Source organism: Sporosarcina luteola, from assembly GCF_023715585.1.
Taxonomy (GTDB): Bacteria; Bacillota; Bacilli; order Bacillales_A; family Planococcaceae; genus Sporosarcina; species Sporosarcina luteola_D.
In genome coordinates this window covers 1,115,307-1,131,253 of the sequence record NZ_JAMBOK010000001.1, presented here as the reverse complement: position 1 = coordinate 1,131,253, position 15,947 = coordinate 1,115,307, and the positions used below count along the sequence as shown (strand labels likewise).

General features: G+C 43.9%; 14 protein-coding genes. 12 read left to right on the top strand and 2 right to left on the bottom strand.

Annotated features, from left to right (window positions below; translation table 11 throughout):
• The first annotated feature begins 45 nt into the window (after positions 1–45).
• Entirely contained in the window at positions 46–1,638 is a 1,593-nt protein-coding gene (locus tag M3193_RS05755) for a long-chain-fatty-acid--CoA ligase (RefSeq protein WP_251625051.1), read from the top strand.
• Between the two features lie 68 nt (positions 1,639–1,706).
• Here M3193_RS05755 and rpsD read toward each other — a convergent pair whose 3' ends face one another.
• Positions 1,707–2,309 (bottom strand): 30S ribosomal protein S4, encoded by a 603-nt coding sequence (rpsD, locus tag M3193_RS05750; protein WP_251625049.1) that lies wholly within the window; start codon positions 2,307–2,309, stop codon positions 1,707–1,709.
• 342 nt (positions 2,310–2,651) lie between these two features.
• On the opposite strand from rpsD, the gene M3193_RS05745 reads away from it, so the two are divergent.
• Both M3193_RS05745 and megL read left to right on the top strand, forming a co-directional pair.
• Positions 2,652–4,496, top strand: a complete 1,845-nt coding sequence (locus M3193_RS05745) for a sensor domain-containing diguanylate cyclase (RefSeq protein ID WP_251625047.1) — start codon at positions 2,652–2,654, stop codon at positions 4,494–4,496.
• Positions 4,497–4,591: 95 nt separating this feature from the next.
• Positions 4,592–5,803 carry a methionine gamma-lyase gene (megL, locus tag M3193_RS05740; RefSeq protein WP_251625045.1) on the top strand — a complete coding sequence of 404 codons (1,212 nt, stop codon included), beginning with the start codon at positions 4,592–4,594 and terminating at the stop codon, positions 5,801–5,803.
• A 43-nt stretch (positions 5,804–5,846) separates the two neighbouring features.
• Here megL and M3193_RS05735 read toward each other — a convergent pair whose 3' ends face one another.
• A complete protein-coding gene (locus M3193_RS05735) occupies positions 5,847–6,329 on the bottom strand; it encodes a GAF domain-containing protein (RefSeq protein ID WP_251625044.1) in 483 nt (160 codons plus the stop codon).
• A gap of 210 nt (positions 6,330–6,539) precedes the next feature.
• On the opposite strand from M3193_RS05735, the gene ezrA reads away from it, so the two are divergent.
• The 9 genes from ezrA (at position 6,540) to tpx (ending at position 15,943) form a co-directional block, all read left to right on the top strand.
• Positions 6,540–8,234 carry a septation ring formation regulator EzrA gene (gene ezrA, locus M3193_RS05730; RefSeq protein WP_251625042.1) on the top strand — a complete coding sequence of 565 codons (1,695 nt, stop codon included), beginning with the start codon at positions 6,540–6,542 and terminating at the stop codon, positions 8,232–8,234.
• A 94-nt stretch (positions 8,235–8,328) separates the two neighbouring features.
• Positions 8,329–9,459, top strand: coding sequence for a cysteine desulfurase family protein (locus M3193_RS05725; RefSeq protein WP_251625040.1), 1,131 nt, complete (start codon positions 8,329–8,331; stop codon positions 9,457–9,459).
• A 3-nt stretch (positions 9,460–9,462) separates the two neighbouring features.
• Entirely contained in the window at positions 9,463–10,668 is a 1,206-nt protein-coding gene (gene thiI, locus M3193_RS05720) for a tRNA uracil 4-sulfurtransferase ThiI (RefSeq protein ID WP_251625037.1), read from the top strand.
• 85 nt (positions 10,669–10,753) lie between these two features.
• Positions 10,754–10,957 (top strand): alpha/beta-type small acid-soluble spore protein, encoded by a 204-nt coding sequence (locus tag M3193_RS05715; RefSeq protein WP_251625035.1) that lies wholly within the window; start codon positions 10,754–10,756, stop codon positions 10,955–10,957.
• Between the two features lie 177 nt (positions 10,958–11,134).
• Entirely contained in the window at positions 11,135–12,709 is a 1,575-nt protein-coding gene (mbcS, locus tag M3193_RS05710) for an acyl-CoA synthetase MbcS (RefSeq protein WP_251625033.1), read from the top strand.
• A gap of 109 nt (positions 12,710–12,818) precedes the next feature.
• The gene (gene rarD / locus M3193_RS05705; protein WP_251625032.1) at positions 12,819–13,736 is read left to right on the top strand and encodes an EamA family transporter RarD; all 918 of its coding nucleotides are present in this window, start codon (positions 12,819–12,821) and stop codon (positions 13,734–13,736) included.
• A gap of 63 nt (positions 13,737–13,799) precedes the next feature.
• The gene (gene sppA / locus M3193_RS05700) at positions 13,800–14,804 is read left to right on the top strand and encodes a signal peptide peptidase SppA (RefSeq protein ID WP_251625029.1); all 1,005 of its coding nucleotides are present in this window, start codon (positions 13,800–13,802) and stop codon (positions 14,802–14,804) included.
• A 14-nt stretch (positions 14,805–14,818) separates the two neighbouring features.
• A complete protein-coding gene (locus tag M3193_RS05695; protein ID WP_251625027.1) occupies positions 14,819–15,403 on the top strand; it encodes an RDD family protein in 585 nt (194 codons plus the stop codon).
• A 33-nt stretch (positions 15,404–15,436) separates the two neighbouring features.
• Complete coding sequence (gene tpx / locus M3193_RS05690) at positions 15,437–15,943, top strand: thiol peroxidase (protein ID WP_251625025.1); 507 nt, start codon at positions 15,437–15,439, stop codon at positions 15,941–15,943.
• The last annotated feature ends 4 nt before the right edge of the window (positions 15,944–15,947 follow it).

Sequence of the window (15,947 nt, the reverse complement as noted above, 5' to 3'; positions counted from 1 at the left end):
CTATAATGCTATGATTCTGTACGCATGATAATAGGGGGGATATCCATGGAAGTACCTTTACTAGTCACACAGTTTTTAGATCATGCCGTTAAACTCTATGGAGAAAAAAAAGCGATAATCTGTGAAGACCGGGTATTTACTTATCGGGAAATGAATGACCGTGTCAATCAGTTGTCAGACGGCCTTCGTAAGTTAGGAGTAAAAAAAGGCGACCGTGTAGCCTTTTTAGCACCGAATACAGTAGAAATGCTAGAAGGTTTCTATGGTGTGTTTCAGCTGGGTGCTGTCATGGTACCATTGAATATCCGACTAAAACCAGAAGATTATCTGTATATTTTAAATCATAGCGGATCAAAAGTTTTGTTTGTTGATCAGGACTTATACAATTTAATTCTGCCGGTTAGAGAAAAGCTGGAAACCGTTGAGGAGATTATAGTCCATTATTATGACGGCTCCTGTGATGAATTGAATTATGATGAATTTTTACAATCTCATTCAAAAGCAGCATTCCAACGTGAAGACTTGGAAGAGACAGATGTATGCAGCTTACTATACACGAGTGGAACAACTGGCAATCCTAAAGGCGTGATGTTGACGCATCGAAACAACTACCTTCATGCGTTAACATGTATGCATCATTTACGGGTAACAGATCAAGATGTACTTGCACATGTATTGCCGATGTTTCACGTCAATGGATGGGGCTCCCCGTTCTACTACACTGCTAATGGAGCAACTCAAGTCTGTTTACGAAAAGCCTCGCCGCAAACTATTTTTGATGTGATAGAAAAACACGGCGTCACCGTCATGCATATGGCTCCGACGGTCTTGAATTCCTTATTGCAATACTACGATGACAACCAGTTGAATCTTGAGCAAAACACTCGTGTATTTATAGCGGGATCGGCTCCGCCAACAGCGTTTGTCACTCGAGTGGAAGATGAACTAGGGTGGGAGTTTGTTCAAGTGTACGGCATGACGGAATCTAGTCCGTTAAGTACCATCTCAAGAATCCAAACGCACTTCAAAGATTTTACAAGAGATGAAGAGTCTCGTTTAAAAGCAAAAGCGGGGCACCAAATGATTGGTACTGATGTAAAAGTCGTAAATGAATTGGGAGAAGAAGTGGCTTGGAATGAAAAGGAAATTGGAGAACTCATTGTCCGTGGAAATGGTGTCATGAAAGGTTATTGGAGAAATGAAGAAGCGACAATGGAAGCCATCCGTGATGGCTGGCTTTACACAGGTGATATGGCTGTAGTGGATGAGTATGGAACGATAGGAATCGTCGACCGGAAAAAAGACGTCATTATCTCGGGTGGAGAAAATATATCCTCCATTGAAGTCGAAGGTGTTTTATATGACCATCCAGCTATTCTGGAGGCGGCAGTCATTGCAGTTCCCCATGAAAAATGGGGGGAAACACCTCATGCCTACGTCGTTCTGCGATCAGGACATAACGCTACAGAAGAAGACCTGATTCAATTCACTAGAGACAAACTCGCCCATTTCAAAGCGATTACAGGAGTCACCTTTGTTGATGAACTACCTAAAAATGCTTCCGGAAAGATCTTAAAAGTACAGCTGCGCAATGACTACTGGGAGTCGGTCGGGAAGACAGAGAAGTTCGTTAATTGAACTACAATAAATCACAGAAAAAACCCCGAAATTGCAAATGCAATCTCGGGGTTTTCGTAAGGAAGCGATTAACGAGAGTAGAACTCAACGATAAGTGCTTCGTTAATTTCAGCAGCTAGTTCGCTGCGCTCAGGCATACGTACGAATGTACCGACTTTAGTGTCAGCATTGAAAGTAACGTACTCAGGAACATAGTTGTTCACTTCTAGAGCTTCGTTAACAACATCAAGGTTTTGAGATTTTTCACGAAGTGAGATCTCTTGACCAGGTTTTACGCTGAAAGATGGGATGTCAACGTGTTTGCCGTCAACAAGGATGTGACCATGGTTGACGAGTTGGCGAGCTGCACGGCGAGTGCGTGCAAGACCCATGCGGTATACAAGGTTGTCAAGGCGAGTTTCAAGAAGGATCATGAAGTTTTCACCGTGTTTACCAGGCATTTTACCAGCTTTGTTGAAAACAGTTTTAAATTGACGTTCGTTCACGCCGAACATGAAACGAAGTTTTTGTTTTTCTTGTAATTGCATTCCGTATTCGGAAAGTTTTTTACGTTGAGTAGGACCGTGTTGTCCCGGTGCGTAAGGGCGTTTTTCGATTTCTTTTCCAGTTCCGCTTAGCGAGATGCCAAGACGACGGGAAAGTTTCCAAGATGGACCTGTATAACGAGCCATGAGAGACTCCTCCTCTGTTTTGGTTTTATTTTGTTGTAAAATAAGAACCAGATGCATTCAATCCGTGTGCCATTCTATAATCTTGCATCCTCGCCTCAGCAGCCACGAGGTTACGCGATGCACCTTACTAAAAGGAATAGACTGGACAGCATGGATCATACAACTGCTGCAACTATTTTACACAAGGAACATCATAACAATTATGCGGAGGTGAGTCAAGCTCTTTTCCTCGCCGTCATAATCTACGAGAAGAATCAATGTAAAAACTATTAATAATAGGTTATATGTATTAGAATAGTGGAATAGGTAGAAATACGGGGAACGTGAATGAGGGTGATGGAAATGAACGTTCATGAATTAATATTATATGAAGTGAATTGTTCCATTTTTGATTTAATGTCAAATCTTACTGATGAAGATCCTTTAGGAGAAAAACTTCTTAAGTTCAAAGAATTGTTCATGAGTCAATTCGAAATTAAGGATGCTGAAATACTGCTGTACGATAATAATCGGTTTATACCGCTATTCAATACTGCATCTTCTCAGAACAATTGCGGACTGGAAACATATGCGAAAGACCATCCAATCTTCAATGTATCATTCATCTCGCATTCTTCAGACAGGGAATACGAGTTTGCGGATGATTCGCTCATCATCAGGGATGTCCAACTTGCTCCTCTTGCCGCAATTCTTTTCAGGGCGAGTGATAAATGGCATGCATTTGCTCAGACACCTTACTTGAAGGCGCTGAAGAAAGCGTTTGGTACATTCATTGGCCAAGTTGTACAAATGCATAAGATTTCGGAAAGTGAAAAGACATTTAGACATCTATTTGAAGTGGCTGAACTTTTCAACTCTACGATGGAAAGCGATGTCATTCTTGAAGGCTTAATGGAAGCGGTTTGCGGATCCTTTCCTGCGTACGATGTCAATCTGCTCCTTTCAAATGAACAGAAAGGAAAGACGAATGAGTATCGATTGTTTGACTATGCCAATGAAAGAGTGTCTGCAGTCGATGCATTCCTGTCAGGGGATTTGACGATTGAGAACGCGGTTGATATTGCAAGCAGTCTACTGAATGCACCCATTCGAGGAAGGCAGGGGATTTACGGTATTTTGCAGATAACCGCGCCGAAGAACACTGAATTTACTCTTGCGCAGAAGAGTTTTGTCCGATCGATGGCGAATGGTGCAGGCAATGCACTCGAAAACGCCAGTCTCTACGACCAATCCCATCGCCTGGTGGATGATCTGCAATTAGTGAATGAAGCGTCAAGGAAATTGAACAGCAATTTGGATCTAGATGAAATGATCGCTTTTCTCAAAGAACAGTTTATGAATGCATTCCGCCCGCATGAAATGGCCTTTATCTTTTATGAAGACCGATACAACTATTCCATCTCGCCTTCGTCCACGACACTCTTCAAAGAAACTGCAGGTGAAAGATATATAGATTCAGTTTCAGCACGTTTCAGAGAAGGGGAAGAAGCAGTTTTCGATGCCAATATACAAACGGATGAGATCAATGAGTTCAAATCGCTTGTCGCCCTTCCAATCAGCAATGGCGGCGAGGTGATCGGATTCGTAATCCTCATGCACCGGAAAGAATACTTTTTTTCATTTGACAGTTTTAAATTGATGCGCTCCCTCATCGGCCATTCATCGCTGGCGATCTCCAACATCATGCTGCGCGATCAGTTGCAAGAGCTTGTCAATAAGGATCATCTGACTAAATTATTCACCCGTTCGTATTTAGATGAAATTGTTACAGCAACGATCGAAAGAGAGGAATCCGGCGTATTCATCCTGATGGATGTCGATGATTTCAAAGTGGTGAATGACTCTTGCGGCCATACGACAGGGGACATGGTATTACAGCAGATCTCGGCATTTATCATCTCGAAAGTGGAAGGTCGGGGAATCGCCAGCAGATGGGGCGGTGAGGAAATCGCACTCTTCATGCCGTCCGCAACAGTTGAAGAAGGTCTCGATTTGGCCAAACAACTTGTCGAAGGAATCCCTGAGGCGACCGATCCGCGCGTGACAGTATCGATTGGTTTGAGTGGCTGGTCTCCTACTGACGGCAAATCATATAAGGAGCTTTTCCAAGCGACGGATCAAGCTCTCTATTACGCAAAAAACCATGGGAAGAACAGGTTTATTCTGCATGAGCAGCTTCAGCGCTAAAATGGCGCTGAAGTTGCTCTTTTTCTTTTTCGTGAAAGCGGGTAAAATGAAATTAGGAAATGTAAGTGCTTACAATACTGAAGGGCGGAATGGAAATGAATAAATCGAAACTGCACAAAGACACGCTTGTAATCCATGAAGGCTATGATGACACTCAACACCATGGCAGCTTGGCTGTGCCACTCTATCAGACTTCGACATATTCTTTTGAAACTGCAGAACAAGGGGAAAAGCGCTTCTCGGGTGAGGAGGCAGGCAATATTTATTCACGGCTCGGCAATCCGACAGTCCGTATCCTTGAGGAAAGGATGGCCGCTCTTGAAAATGGGGCAGGTGCCCTCGCTTTCGGCTCCGGAATGGCGGCAGTCAGCTCCGTACTCGTCCACCTGACGAAAGCGGGCGACCATATTATCTGCTCGAGGGGAATCTATGGATGTACATTCGGTTTACTAGGAATCATGAAAGAGAAATATAATATATCCCACAGCTTGATCAGCATGACGACCGAGGAAGAGATTGAAAAGGCAATCAGACCTGAAACAGTATGCATTTATGTGGAAACGCCGATTAATCCAACAATGGAATTGGTAGACTTGAAATTGGTCTGCGAGGTAGCCCGGAAACACGGATTGGCAGTTGTCGTAGATAACACATTCACATCCCCTTATTTACAGAACCCGATCGATTACGGAGCAGATTTTGTTTTGCATAGCGCAACGAAATATATTAACGGACATGGAGACGTGATTGCTGGACTGCTTGTCGGAAAGGATGCAGAAGAAATCCAAAAGCTGAAAATGACCGTTCAAAAAGATTACGGAGCAATCATGTCCCCGTTTGATGCATGGTTGCTTATCCGTGGATTGAAAACGATGCCTGTCCGTATGGAAAGGCATACGGCAAATGCGGAAAGAATACTTGCCTATTTAAAAGGACAAAAGCTTGTCGAAAATATTTTCTATCCTTTCGATCAAAGCAATCCGCAATTGAATATTGCCAAACGACAAATGAAAGCTGGCGGGGGGCTAATTTCATTTACAGTAAAAGGCGGTAAAGAAGGCGCACAAACATTCATGGACAGCCTTTCGTTGATCAAAATAGCTGTCAGTCTTGGTGATGCCGAAACGCTCATGCAACATCCAGCTACGATGACGCATTCAGGCGTCCCGGAGGCCGACCGACTGCAAATGGGCATTGAAGATTCTTTGCTCCGTCTATCTGTCGGTCTCGAACACGCAGACGATCTTATCGCAGACTTAGATTCCGCCTTCAGTGCATTGACACAAAAATATTCGACACATGCATAAAAATTGCCCGGCGTTGACAGTCGCCGGGCAATTTTTCATTCTCTTATATATGGGTAACAAGCACGCTTACAAAGTGCTCAAGTCCCGCTTGGTCATCTTCATTAAAACGATCATACTCGGGACTGTCGATATCAAGAACCCCGATCACTCTGCCGTCTTTCATCAAAGGTACAACGATCTCTGAACGTGATGCAGCATCACATGCGATGTGGCCCGGAAACTGATTTACGTCAGCAACCAAAATGGTTTCCTGTTTTTGCGCTGCAGTCCCGCATACACCTTTCCCTAACGGAATGCGTATACAAGCAGGCAATCCTTGGAATGGACCAAGCACAAGTTCATCCTCGCCATCCATCATATAAAAACCAACCCAATTAATGCGATCAAAGAATTGATTCAGCAAAGCTGATGCATTGCTCAAATTCGCATAGCGGTTGCTCTCCCCTGAAAGTAAGGCATCCAGCTGTTTTGCCAGTTGTCCATACTTCTCCTTCGGAATGTCCGAATAATTCGTTGCAGTAAACAAAATAGCACCCCCTGAATATAGTCACATTAAGTATAAGTCTCCCATGAAGATTCTACAAATTTCGCGGATTTTAGCGCGGAAAACAACTTTTTCCCTATAATTCGCCCAAATTCATATGAAAAGTCTTTAAACATGTTACTATATAAGATAATATTGTTTTAACTAGCAGGAAAAAGTATATTTCAGTGACTTCGGAATAGGGGGATCACAATGGTGAAATACTTCATCATTCCAATAATTGTTCTACTTGTACTTATTACCATCGCCTTTTTGTTCAGGCGTAAACATATTAGTGAAATCAACAAACTGGAACATGAAAAGATGCAAATTCAAAACAAACCGATTTTTGAAGAGATGATGAAAGTTAAACAATTGAATATGACAGGAGAAACTGAGGAGAAGTTCGAGCGGTGGAGAAATGAATGGACTGAAGTCGTTGATGTACATATGCCTATAATCGATTCGTTGCTCTTTGATGCGGAAGATATGATCGATCGTTTCCGGTTTAAAAAGGCGACAGCAACGGAAAAAGAGATCCAAGAAAAAATCCGTGACTGTGATAAGAGGAAAAACGACATATTGGACGAGCTGAATGAATTGATTGGCAGCGAGGAAAAGAACAGGATCGAAATGGAGAATCTCCGCGAGCAATACAGATTGGCCAGAAAATCAATTCTAGCCCATCAACATTCTTACGGTATGACTGTTGTGCCATTGGAAAAAGAACTTGAGTCCTTCACTCCTAAATTCGAGGAATATGACGAATTGACGGCGAATGGGAATTATTTGCTGGCACGTGAAATTGTCATTACCCTATCTGCAAAAGGGGAGAGGCTTTCGACATTAATCCATGAGATACCTTCATTACTGACTGAACTCCAAAACAAGATGCCGGCTTCCATACGTGAACTTCGGCTCGGCATCATGGAAATGGAAGAACAGTCATATAACCTGGCGCATCTCGACCTGCAGAAGCAGTTAGATGAAATCGAAGACGGGATCGGCGAACAATTGACGCGATTGGCCCAGCTTGACATCGATGCTGTACGGCAAAATGTTATGGATATGAACGACCGAATCGATGCCTTCTACGATTCATTGGAGAAGGAAGTCAATGCCAAGCATTACGTTGACTTTCATTTTTCTGAAATTGAAGAATCGCTCGATGCCATCATACAATTGACGAGAGAAACATCCGATGAAGCCGTCTATGTCCAACAAAGTTATCGGTTGGATGAAAAAGAAGCAAAATTGCCGCAAGCGAGCATGAAACGGTTGGAAACGATTCAAAATCGTTTTGACGCGTTGAAGATTATGATGGAGGAAGAAGATTCCGCCTATTCCTACATACAAGCTGAACTTAAAGGGATTTCCGATGAACTTGAGGAAATTGCAGAGGAACAAGAAAGTCTTGCCAATCGGATGAAAAACTTACGGATCGATGAAAATAATGTAAGAAACAAACTGGCAGATCTTGCAAGGGAGCTGCAAAATGCTGATCGTAAACTTCACAGAGGCAATATTCCAGGCATTCCGGATGAAATGGACGCTAGGCTTGAAGAAGCGGAGGAACAGCTTTTCCTTGTAAGTCAAAGCTTGCAGGATATCCCTTTGAATATGTCAGTTGCTGAAGGGTATTTAGCAAATGCGCAAAACGTTGTAAAAGAAGTGAACGAAAAAGTCGAGGAGCTTCTCGAAAACGTCATGCTTGTAGAGAGGATTATCCAATACGGAAATCGCTACCGTGCATCCAATCCGGAAATGCACGAAAGATTGCTCGATGCAGAAGAATCCTTCCGACAATTCCGCTATGCGAAAGCGCTTGAAGACGCGGCTACAGCCGTGGAGGCAGTCGAGCCGGGTGCAATGAAGCGGATTGAAGAAATGTTGAAGGAACAAGTTTAATGGTAGGAATAATCGATAGTTGGTTGACAGTAACGGGCCACCGGCATACTAAGTGCGGGTGGCTTTGTCACGCTAAAAAGGAAGGGAATTTCATATGATTTATTTTGATAACAGCTCAACGACGCGGCCGAATGATAGCGTCCTCGAATCATTCATTGCCGCTAATATGAAATATTATGCGAATCCCGCATCGCTGCATGTGTTAGGAAGGGAAGCAGAAGCTTTATTAAAGCGTTCAAAAGAACAAATGCTTAAGCTTGTCGATAATGAAAGCGGAGAAGTCATCCTTACGTCTGGTGGCACGGAAGCGAATAATCTGGCTATTCTCGGCATTGCTGAGGCATACTCTTCAAGAGGCAATCATGTAATCACAACCCAAATCGAACATCCTTCCATCATAAATGCGTGTAAAAAGTTGGAAGAGATCGGATTTGAAGTGGACTATTTGAAGGTGGACGCCCAAGGACTTATTTCAATCGAGGAATTGGAGAAGAAACTCAGAAAGGATACCATCCTTGTCAGTATCATGCATGTCAATAATGAGATTGGAACAATACAACCGATCAGGCAGTGCGCCGAATTGATCAAAAAAAGAAGCCGTGCATTTTTTCACTCGGATTGCGTCCAAAGTTTCGGGAAGTTGCCTGTCAGCATGGAATCATTAGGTCTGGATGCCATAACCATCTCAGCGCATAAAATGAACGGACTGAAAAACTCCGGTGCTTTGCTTTTGAAAAAAAACGTAACACCACGTGCAATCAATTTTGGCGGCGGCCAAGAGAATGGCTTGAGAAGTGGTACAGTTTCTGTTCCGAATGCTGTCGCCATGGCGAAGGCGATGAGAATAAGCAGTATCCATGAAGAAAGGGCAGATTACCGGGAGTGGCGGAATCTGTTGATGGATGTCTGCGGTTTGTATGAAAACATACGCATCCTGTCGCCCGACTATGGTGCTCCGCATATTTTATCGATTTCATTCAAATCGATAAATGGAGAAGTGGCTGTGAATTACTTCCAAGAGAATGGAATCATCCTATCGACGTCAAGCGCCTGCTCCTCGAAAAATAAAAATGCCGGACATGTCATCGAAGCAATCGGATTGGAAAATAAATTTAAAAACGGTGTCATCCGAATCAGCTTCGGCAACACTAATACAAAAGACGAAATTGACGAATTCATAAAAGTACTAAAAAGCTTTATGGAATTGATTGAGAAGGGGATGTAACGAATGAAATGGAAGGGAATTTTAATACGATACGGAGAATTGTCGCTTAAAGGGCGTAACCGCAATCACTTCGTGCGTAAATTACGAAACAACATAAAGGGTGCAATGAGTGATCTGCATTCTGTTCAATTGCGTGCCGAGCGGGACCGCATGTTTTTAATCGCGGATGAAGAGTCCGATATGCAGAAGGCAATTGAACGGCTGCCGTATATTTTCGGCATCCAGTCTTTCAGTCCGGTTGCTATGTGCGACGCTGATTTGGACGCCATAAAAGAGAAGGCTCTCGAAGTGGTCGGTACTGAAGAGACGGCAGGCAAAACGTTCAAAGTGGAAATTAAACGTGCGGATAAAACATTCCCATACGTGACAGCAGAACTGCAGCAATTACTCGGTGGACATGTATTGCACCATTATCCCGAGCTTGTCGTTCAAATGAGAAAGCCGGATATCCTGCTGCATGTCGATATCCGGAAGGAAGGTGCTTTCCTGACGTCCAAAGTGTATAAAGGCGCGGGCGGCATGCCGGTCGGTTCAAACGGGCATTCATTGCTAATGCTTTCGGGAGGCATCGATAGTCCGGTCGCGGGATATCTTCTCATGAGACGCGGTGTGTCAATTGATGCAATTCATTTTGCAAGCCCACCGTATACGAGTGAATTGGCAAAGCGAAAAGTGTTGGACTTGACTGAGAAACTGTGCTCGTTTGGTGCGCCGGTACGTCTTCATGTCATTCCTTTTACGGAATTGCAGCAAGCCATTGTCCAACAAGTGCCGGATAATTTATCGATGACAACTACGAGAAGAATGATGCTTCAAATCGCCGATAAAGTGAGAGATGAAATCGGTGCATTGGCGCTTGTCACCGGGGAAAGCCTCGGCCAAGTAGCGAGTCAAACGCTTGAGAGCCTGACTGCTATCAATGAAGTGACTGCCACGCCAATTCTTCGTCCTTTGATTGCTATGGACAAACTGGATATTATCGAGCTTTCCCAACAGATCGGGACTTACGAAACTTCAATTAGACCATATGAGGATTGCTGTACAATTTTTACCCCGAGCAATCCAAAAACAAAACCGAAACTTGAAAAAGTCCATCGTTTTGAAAGCTTTTTTGATTTTCAACCATTGATTGAAGAAGCGGTTAGAAATAGAGAAGTCATCGAAGTTTGGCGGCAGAACGAGAAGGACGATTTCGAGGATCTGCTTTGATTCAAGGGTAATAATTACCATTTAAACCTCCTGCATGAATTTCCGGAAACGGTCCATTCTATATGCACAAGGAGGTGAGAACAACATGGCTAACAACAACAGCGGCAACTCAAACCAACTTCTAGTTCCAGGGGTACAACAAGCGCTTGACCAAATGAAAAACGAAATCGCAGCTGAATTTGGTGTCAACCTTGGACCAGACTCCACATCGCGTGCCAACGGTTCCGTCGGCGGAGAAATTACTAAGCGATTAGTGCGTCAAGCCCAACAACAAATGAAGGGTTTCTAAAAAATAACGAGTAGTGAAACTGTCCCGGGCTACCGGGGCAGTTTTCTTTATGTATTACACCTCATTCTTTACATCAAACGACTCGGTTATTCATTGGTCTTGCAAGAAAAATGAATATGTTTTGAAATTTCCGCTGGACGTTTGTATAATTGAAGCATACGAAAAGGGGGAAATTAGATGAAGCGTGAAGAATTACTTGCACCGGAGAACTATAATCTTGTTTCTGAATTTGAAAAATTCGCCACTGGAGAAGATAAGCGTGCGCTCATTTATATTAATTCCGATAGACAGGAAAAAGAAATTACATATAGTGAATTAATGGCTTCTGCAAAAAAATGTGCAAATGTCTTTATCGAAAACGGCTTGGGCAAAGGGGATGTCATCCTTGTCATGGTCCCCCGGACAATTGAAGCATATGTAACCTATATCGGTGCATTGATGGCAGGGATTGTTGTCATTCCAAGCTCTGAAATGCTTAGATCATCGGATATCGAATACAGGTTGGAACATAGTCGAGCTAAAGCGATCGTTGCTTATGATGCATTCATGGATCAGTTCAAAGACGTGCGAGATTTGCAAGACGTCCAATTGTTTGTAATCGGAACAGCAGGTGATGGACAGAAATCATTGACACGAATGATGGAATCGGCATCATCGGAATTCGAAGCGCCTGCAACGAAGGGGACGGATATGGCGTTCCTGTCGTATACATCAGGTACAACAGGTAAACCGAAAGGAGTCGTCCATACGCATGCTTGGGCTTACGCACATTTACGAACCGCAGGACCAAATTGGCTTGGCATCAAGGAAGATGATGTTGTGTGGGCGACTGCTGCACCTGGATGGCAAAAATGGATCTGGTCCCCTTTCCTATCCGTTCTAGGAAGCGGAGCGACAGGACTTGTTTATGACGGGAAATTCGACGTGAAGACGTATTTGGATCTAATGAAAAAATACGCCGTGAATGTGCTATGCTGTACGCCGACGGAATACCGGTTCATTGCAAAAGCCGAAGACTTACAGAACTATGACCTTTCCTCCCTTCGCAGCGCCGTATCCGCGGGTGAGCCGTTGAATAGGGAAGTGATCGATATCTTTGAAAGGACATTCAATCTTGCGGTCAGGGATGGGTATGGACAAACGGAAAATACCCTGCTTGTCGGAACGATGTTAGAAATGGAAGCAAGACCTGGTTCGATGGGGAAACCGACGCCAGGGAACCGTGTGGAGATCATTGATGATGAAGGCAAGCCGGTTTCTGCCGGAGAGGTGGGGGATATTGCCGTCCACGTTTCGACGCCTGCCCTTTTCAAAGAATATCTGAACGACCCTGAAAGGACAAAAATGCAATTCAGGGGAGAATATTATGTAACCGGGGATCGTGCACGGCTCGATGAGGATGGCTACTTCTGGTTTGAAGGGCGTGGCGATGATATTATCATCAGCTCAGGTTATACGATCGGGCCGTTCGAAGTTGAAGATGCGCTGACGAAGCATCCGGCAGTACGAGAATGTGCAGTTGTCGGCAGTCCCGATGAAGTGAGGGGCAGCATCGTCAAAGCGTTCATCGTCCTGCGAAATCCTGCAATGAAACAAGATCACAAGCTAGTACAAGAATTGCAGGAACACGTTAAAACACTTACAGCTCCTTATAAATACCCGAGAAAAATCGAATTTGTTAATGACTTGCCGAAGACGGCCTCCGGTAAAATCATGCGCGTGGAATTAAGGAAGCAAGAGCAGAATAAATGAATTGCTTAAACCGTCCAAAGCCGGAATGGCATGGACGGTTTTTCCTTGATGGGTTTACGAACGGTTTTGGAAGGACTATAATTGTCCTATTCGAAAGGAGGGTGCCAGAATGCAGTCTGAAAAAATTGGTGTCCTATGGGTCGTCGGAGCCTTTCTCTTTTGGGGAGTCATGCCGATCTATTGGAAGCATCTTGAACATGTACAAAGTGATGAAATTTTAACGGGACGGATTGTGTGGGCATTCGTTTCCACAGTTCTAGTTGTTTTGCTTATGAAAAATGGCAAAGAGCTAATAACTGACATCAAAGAGTTATGGAAAAGCCAGTCACAATTTTGGGGCCTTTTCATCGCAACCGTGCTAATTACCGCAAATTGGTTCACTTACATATGGGCGGTCAATCATAATTACATCGTGCAAACGAGCCTTGGCTATTATATCAATCCTCTCGTATCTGTTCTGCTCGGCATTTTCTTTCTGAAAGAGAGACTATCGACATCTCAGATAGTCGCTTTCCTTCTTGCTTTTACAGGTGTCATCATCCTGACGGTTTCTTACGGGAAATTTCCATGGATTGCTTTATGTCTTGCTTTTACGTTTGCGATTTACGGATTCATTAAGAAAAATATTAAATTGGATGCACTTCGCGGACTTGCAATCGAGACATTATTCATTACACCTTTCGCAGTCGGATATTACATATTCCTCTTTATCAAAGGACAGGCCGTCTTTCTACATGCGGATGTAAAAACAGATATTCTCCTCATCCTTACAGGCATCGCGACTGCGCTTCCGCTCGTTATGTACGCTCAAGGAGTGCGGATGATTCCATTATATGTCGCGGGGTTCATTCAATACATCGCACCGACGCTTATGCTGTTCCTTGGAGTAGTCGTCTACAAGGAATCATTCGGCGGGATTGAACTATTATCATTTTCGTTGATATGGTCTGCACTTCTCCTCTTCACGGTTTCAAAAGTTTATGAATCGATTGCAACAAAAAGGAGTGCTCATCATCCTTCCAAGTAAAATGAAACATTTATTGGGTACGAAACGTATACAATGGTGGAAGAAAGAAGGGGGAATTACATAATGGCAATAAAACGGTGGATTGCGATCATCGTAGCTGCAGTGCTTGTTTTCATTTCAATAGGCATCAACTCACTTTCGTATCTATTCACACGGGATTTCAGCGGCTTCATGGAAGAAATGGCTGCAGGAAAAACAGGCTATAGCGAAGTGGTCATCGAACAAGGAAAAGGCACGGATCGAATTGCGGTTCTAAGATTAGATGGTGTCATCCAGGATGTCGGCAGTTCTTTGTTCACATCAGGCGGTTACAATCACCAATTATTCATGTCGCAGCTGCATGACATCTTGAACGATCAAACGATCAAGGGTCTCGTCCTATCAGTGAATACGCCAGGCGGTGGAGTGGTGGAATCATCGGATATTTATGATGCGATCAAAGCGATCCAGATGGAAAGGGAAATTCCCGTTTACGTAGCAATGGGAGGACTTGCCGCGTCCGGAGGTTATTATGTATCTGCGCCTGCAGAAAAAATCTTCGTGCACCCCGAAACGATTACCGGATCAATTGGGGTCATCATGGAAAGCGTCAATTATGCAAAGCTTGCGGAAAAGTATGGAATTGACTTCAACACGATCAAAACAGGCCCTTATAAAGACATTATGAGCGGCTCACGCGAAATGACAAAGGAAGAGCACGCTATGCTTCAAGAAATGATCAACGACTCTTACGAACGGTTCGTGGCGATTGTTGCGGAAGGACGCAATATGTCTGTAGAACAAGTGAAGAAAGTTGCTGATGGAAGGATAATGAATGGCAGACAGGCGATTGATTCAGGTCTTGCTGATGATTTCGGCAAGATGGGCGATGTCATTGATGCAATGAAGGCTGATTACAAGCTGGAAAGCGCTACGGTCTTTGAATATGCTCCGATGGATAGCTTCGGATCACTCTTTGGCGTGGAAGTCGGCAATCTTTTCGGTCGGAATATGGAGTCGGAATTGATCGGGAAATTGCTTTCTGATTACGATGCACCGCGGATGATGTACTTGTATGGTGAAAAATAAGGAGGGGATAAGGCATGGCGGATCATTTTGAAAATAACCTGTCGATGCGTGACGTTCCTGAGCCGGATCGCCTTCCAGCATACGAGATTGTCCGAACGGAGCGGTTCATACCGAAATTTGCCGGTTTTTGGACACGTTTCTGGGCATACGTCATTGACTTGCTTGTCGTATCATCAATCAGCGGAATTTTCATCAAACCGATATTCAGGGTATTGGATTTTAAAATTTCCAATCCATCTTTCCTTTTATTCAGTCCTTACAAAATCGCACTCCTTATCCTTTTCCTTGCCTATTTCGCACTTATGACGAAATTTACAGGTCAGACGGTAGGAAAGATGATTTTGGGGATAAAAGTTGTCACAAAAGACGACGGAAAACTTACGTGGGGAACAGTACTCTTCAGGGAAGTGATTGGCCGTTTCATTTCAAAACTCCTGACAATCCCGTACCTGCTCGTTGTCTTCATGCCTAAAAAAGAAGCATTGCACGACCTTTTCGCTGACACCTACGTCATCCATGAACATGCATTTGAAATTGAAGTAATTGAAACGAGGCAGGAGCGCAGGGGCGAAGAGTTGCATGCTGGAACAATTGTTTAGTAGAATGAAGTGAAATGAATAGGAGGCGTCTTCATGGTAAATGTCACTTTCAAACAAAACCCGGTCACATTGCTCGGTAAAGAAGTAACAGTAGGCGACAAAGCTCCAGATTTCACAGTACTATCCAATGATTTAAAACCGGTTACGCTGAATGATTCAAAAGGGAAAATCCGCTTGATAAGCGTTGTTCCGTCCATCGATACCGGTGTCTGTTCTGAACAGACGCGCAAATTCAGCCAAGAAGCAACTTCACTCGGAGATGACGTGGAAGTGCTCACAATTTCCGTCGACCTTCCCTTTGCGCAAGCGAGATGGGGTGCAACTGAAGGTGTCAGCAATGTCCAGACATTGTCGGATCATCGCGATCTTTCATTCGGGGAAGCGTACGGTGTCGTCATGAAAGAGCTGAGACTGTTGGCTCGCTCAGTCTTCGTCATCGACAAGAACGATACAGTCACTTATGTCGAGTATGTAATGGAAGGCACAGACCATCCGGATTATGAAAAGGCGATTGCAGCCGTTAACGAATTGACAAAATGATTAC

Bases quoted from the DNA above. Each gene is read 5' to 3' on its own strand.
- M3193_RS05755 (WP_251625051.1), top strand. From the start codon at position 46: ATGGAAGTACCTTTACTAGTCACACAGTTTTTAGATCATGCCGTTAAA.
- rpsD (WP_251625049.1), bottom strand. From the start codon at position 2,309: ATGGCTCGTTATACAGGTCCATCTTGGAAACTTTCCCGTCGTCTTGGC.
- M3193_RS05745 (WP_251625047.1), top strand. From the start codon at position 2,652: ATGAACGTTCATGAATTAATATTATATGAAGTGAATTGTTCCATTTTT.
- megL (WP_251625045.1), top strand. From the start codon at position 4,592: ATGAATAAATCGAAACTGCACAAAGACACGCTTGTAATCCATGAAGGC.
- ezrA (WP_251625042.1), top strand. From the start codon at position 6,540: ATGGTGAAATACTTCATCATTCCAATAATTGTTCTACTTGTACTTATT.
- M3193_RS05725 (WP_251625040.1), top strand. From the start codon at position 8,329: ATGATTTATTTTGATAACAGCTCAACGACGCGGCCGAATGATAGCGTC.
- thiI (WP_251625037.1), top strand. From the start codon at position 9,463: ATGAAATGGAAGGGAATTTTAATACGATACGGAGAATTGTCGCTTAAA.
- M3193_RS05715 (WP_251625035.1), top strand. From the start codon at position 10,754: ATGGCTAACAACAACAGCGGCAACTCAAACCAACTTCTAGTTCCAGGG.
- mbcS (WP_251625033.1), top strand. From the start codon at position 11,135: ATGAAGCGTGAAGAATTACTTGCACCGGAGAACTATAATCTTGTTTCT.
- rarD (WP_251625032.1), top strand. From the start codon at position 12,819: ATGCAGTCTGAAAAAATTGGTGTCCTATGGGTCGTCGGAGCCTTTCTC.
- sppA (WP_251625029.1), top strand. From the start codon at position 13,800: ATGGCAATAAAACGGTGGATTGCGATCATCGTAGCTGCAGTGCTTGTT.
- M3193_RS05695 (WP_251625027.1), top strand. From the start codon at position 14,819: ATGGCGGATCATTTTGAAAATAACCTGTCGATGCGTGACGTTCCTGAG.
- tpx (WP_251625025.1), top strand. From the start codon at position 15,437: ATGGTAAATGTCACTTTCAAACAAAACCCGGTCACATTGCTCGGTAAA.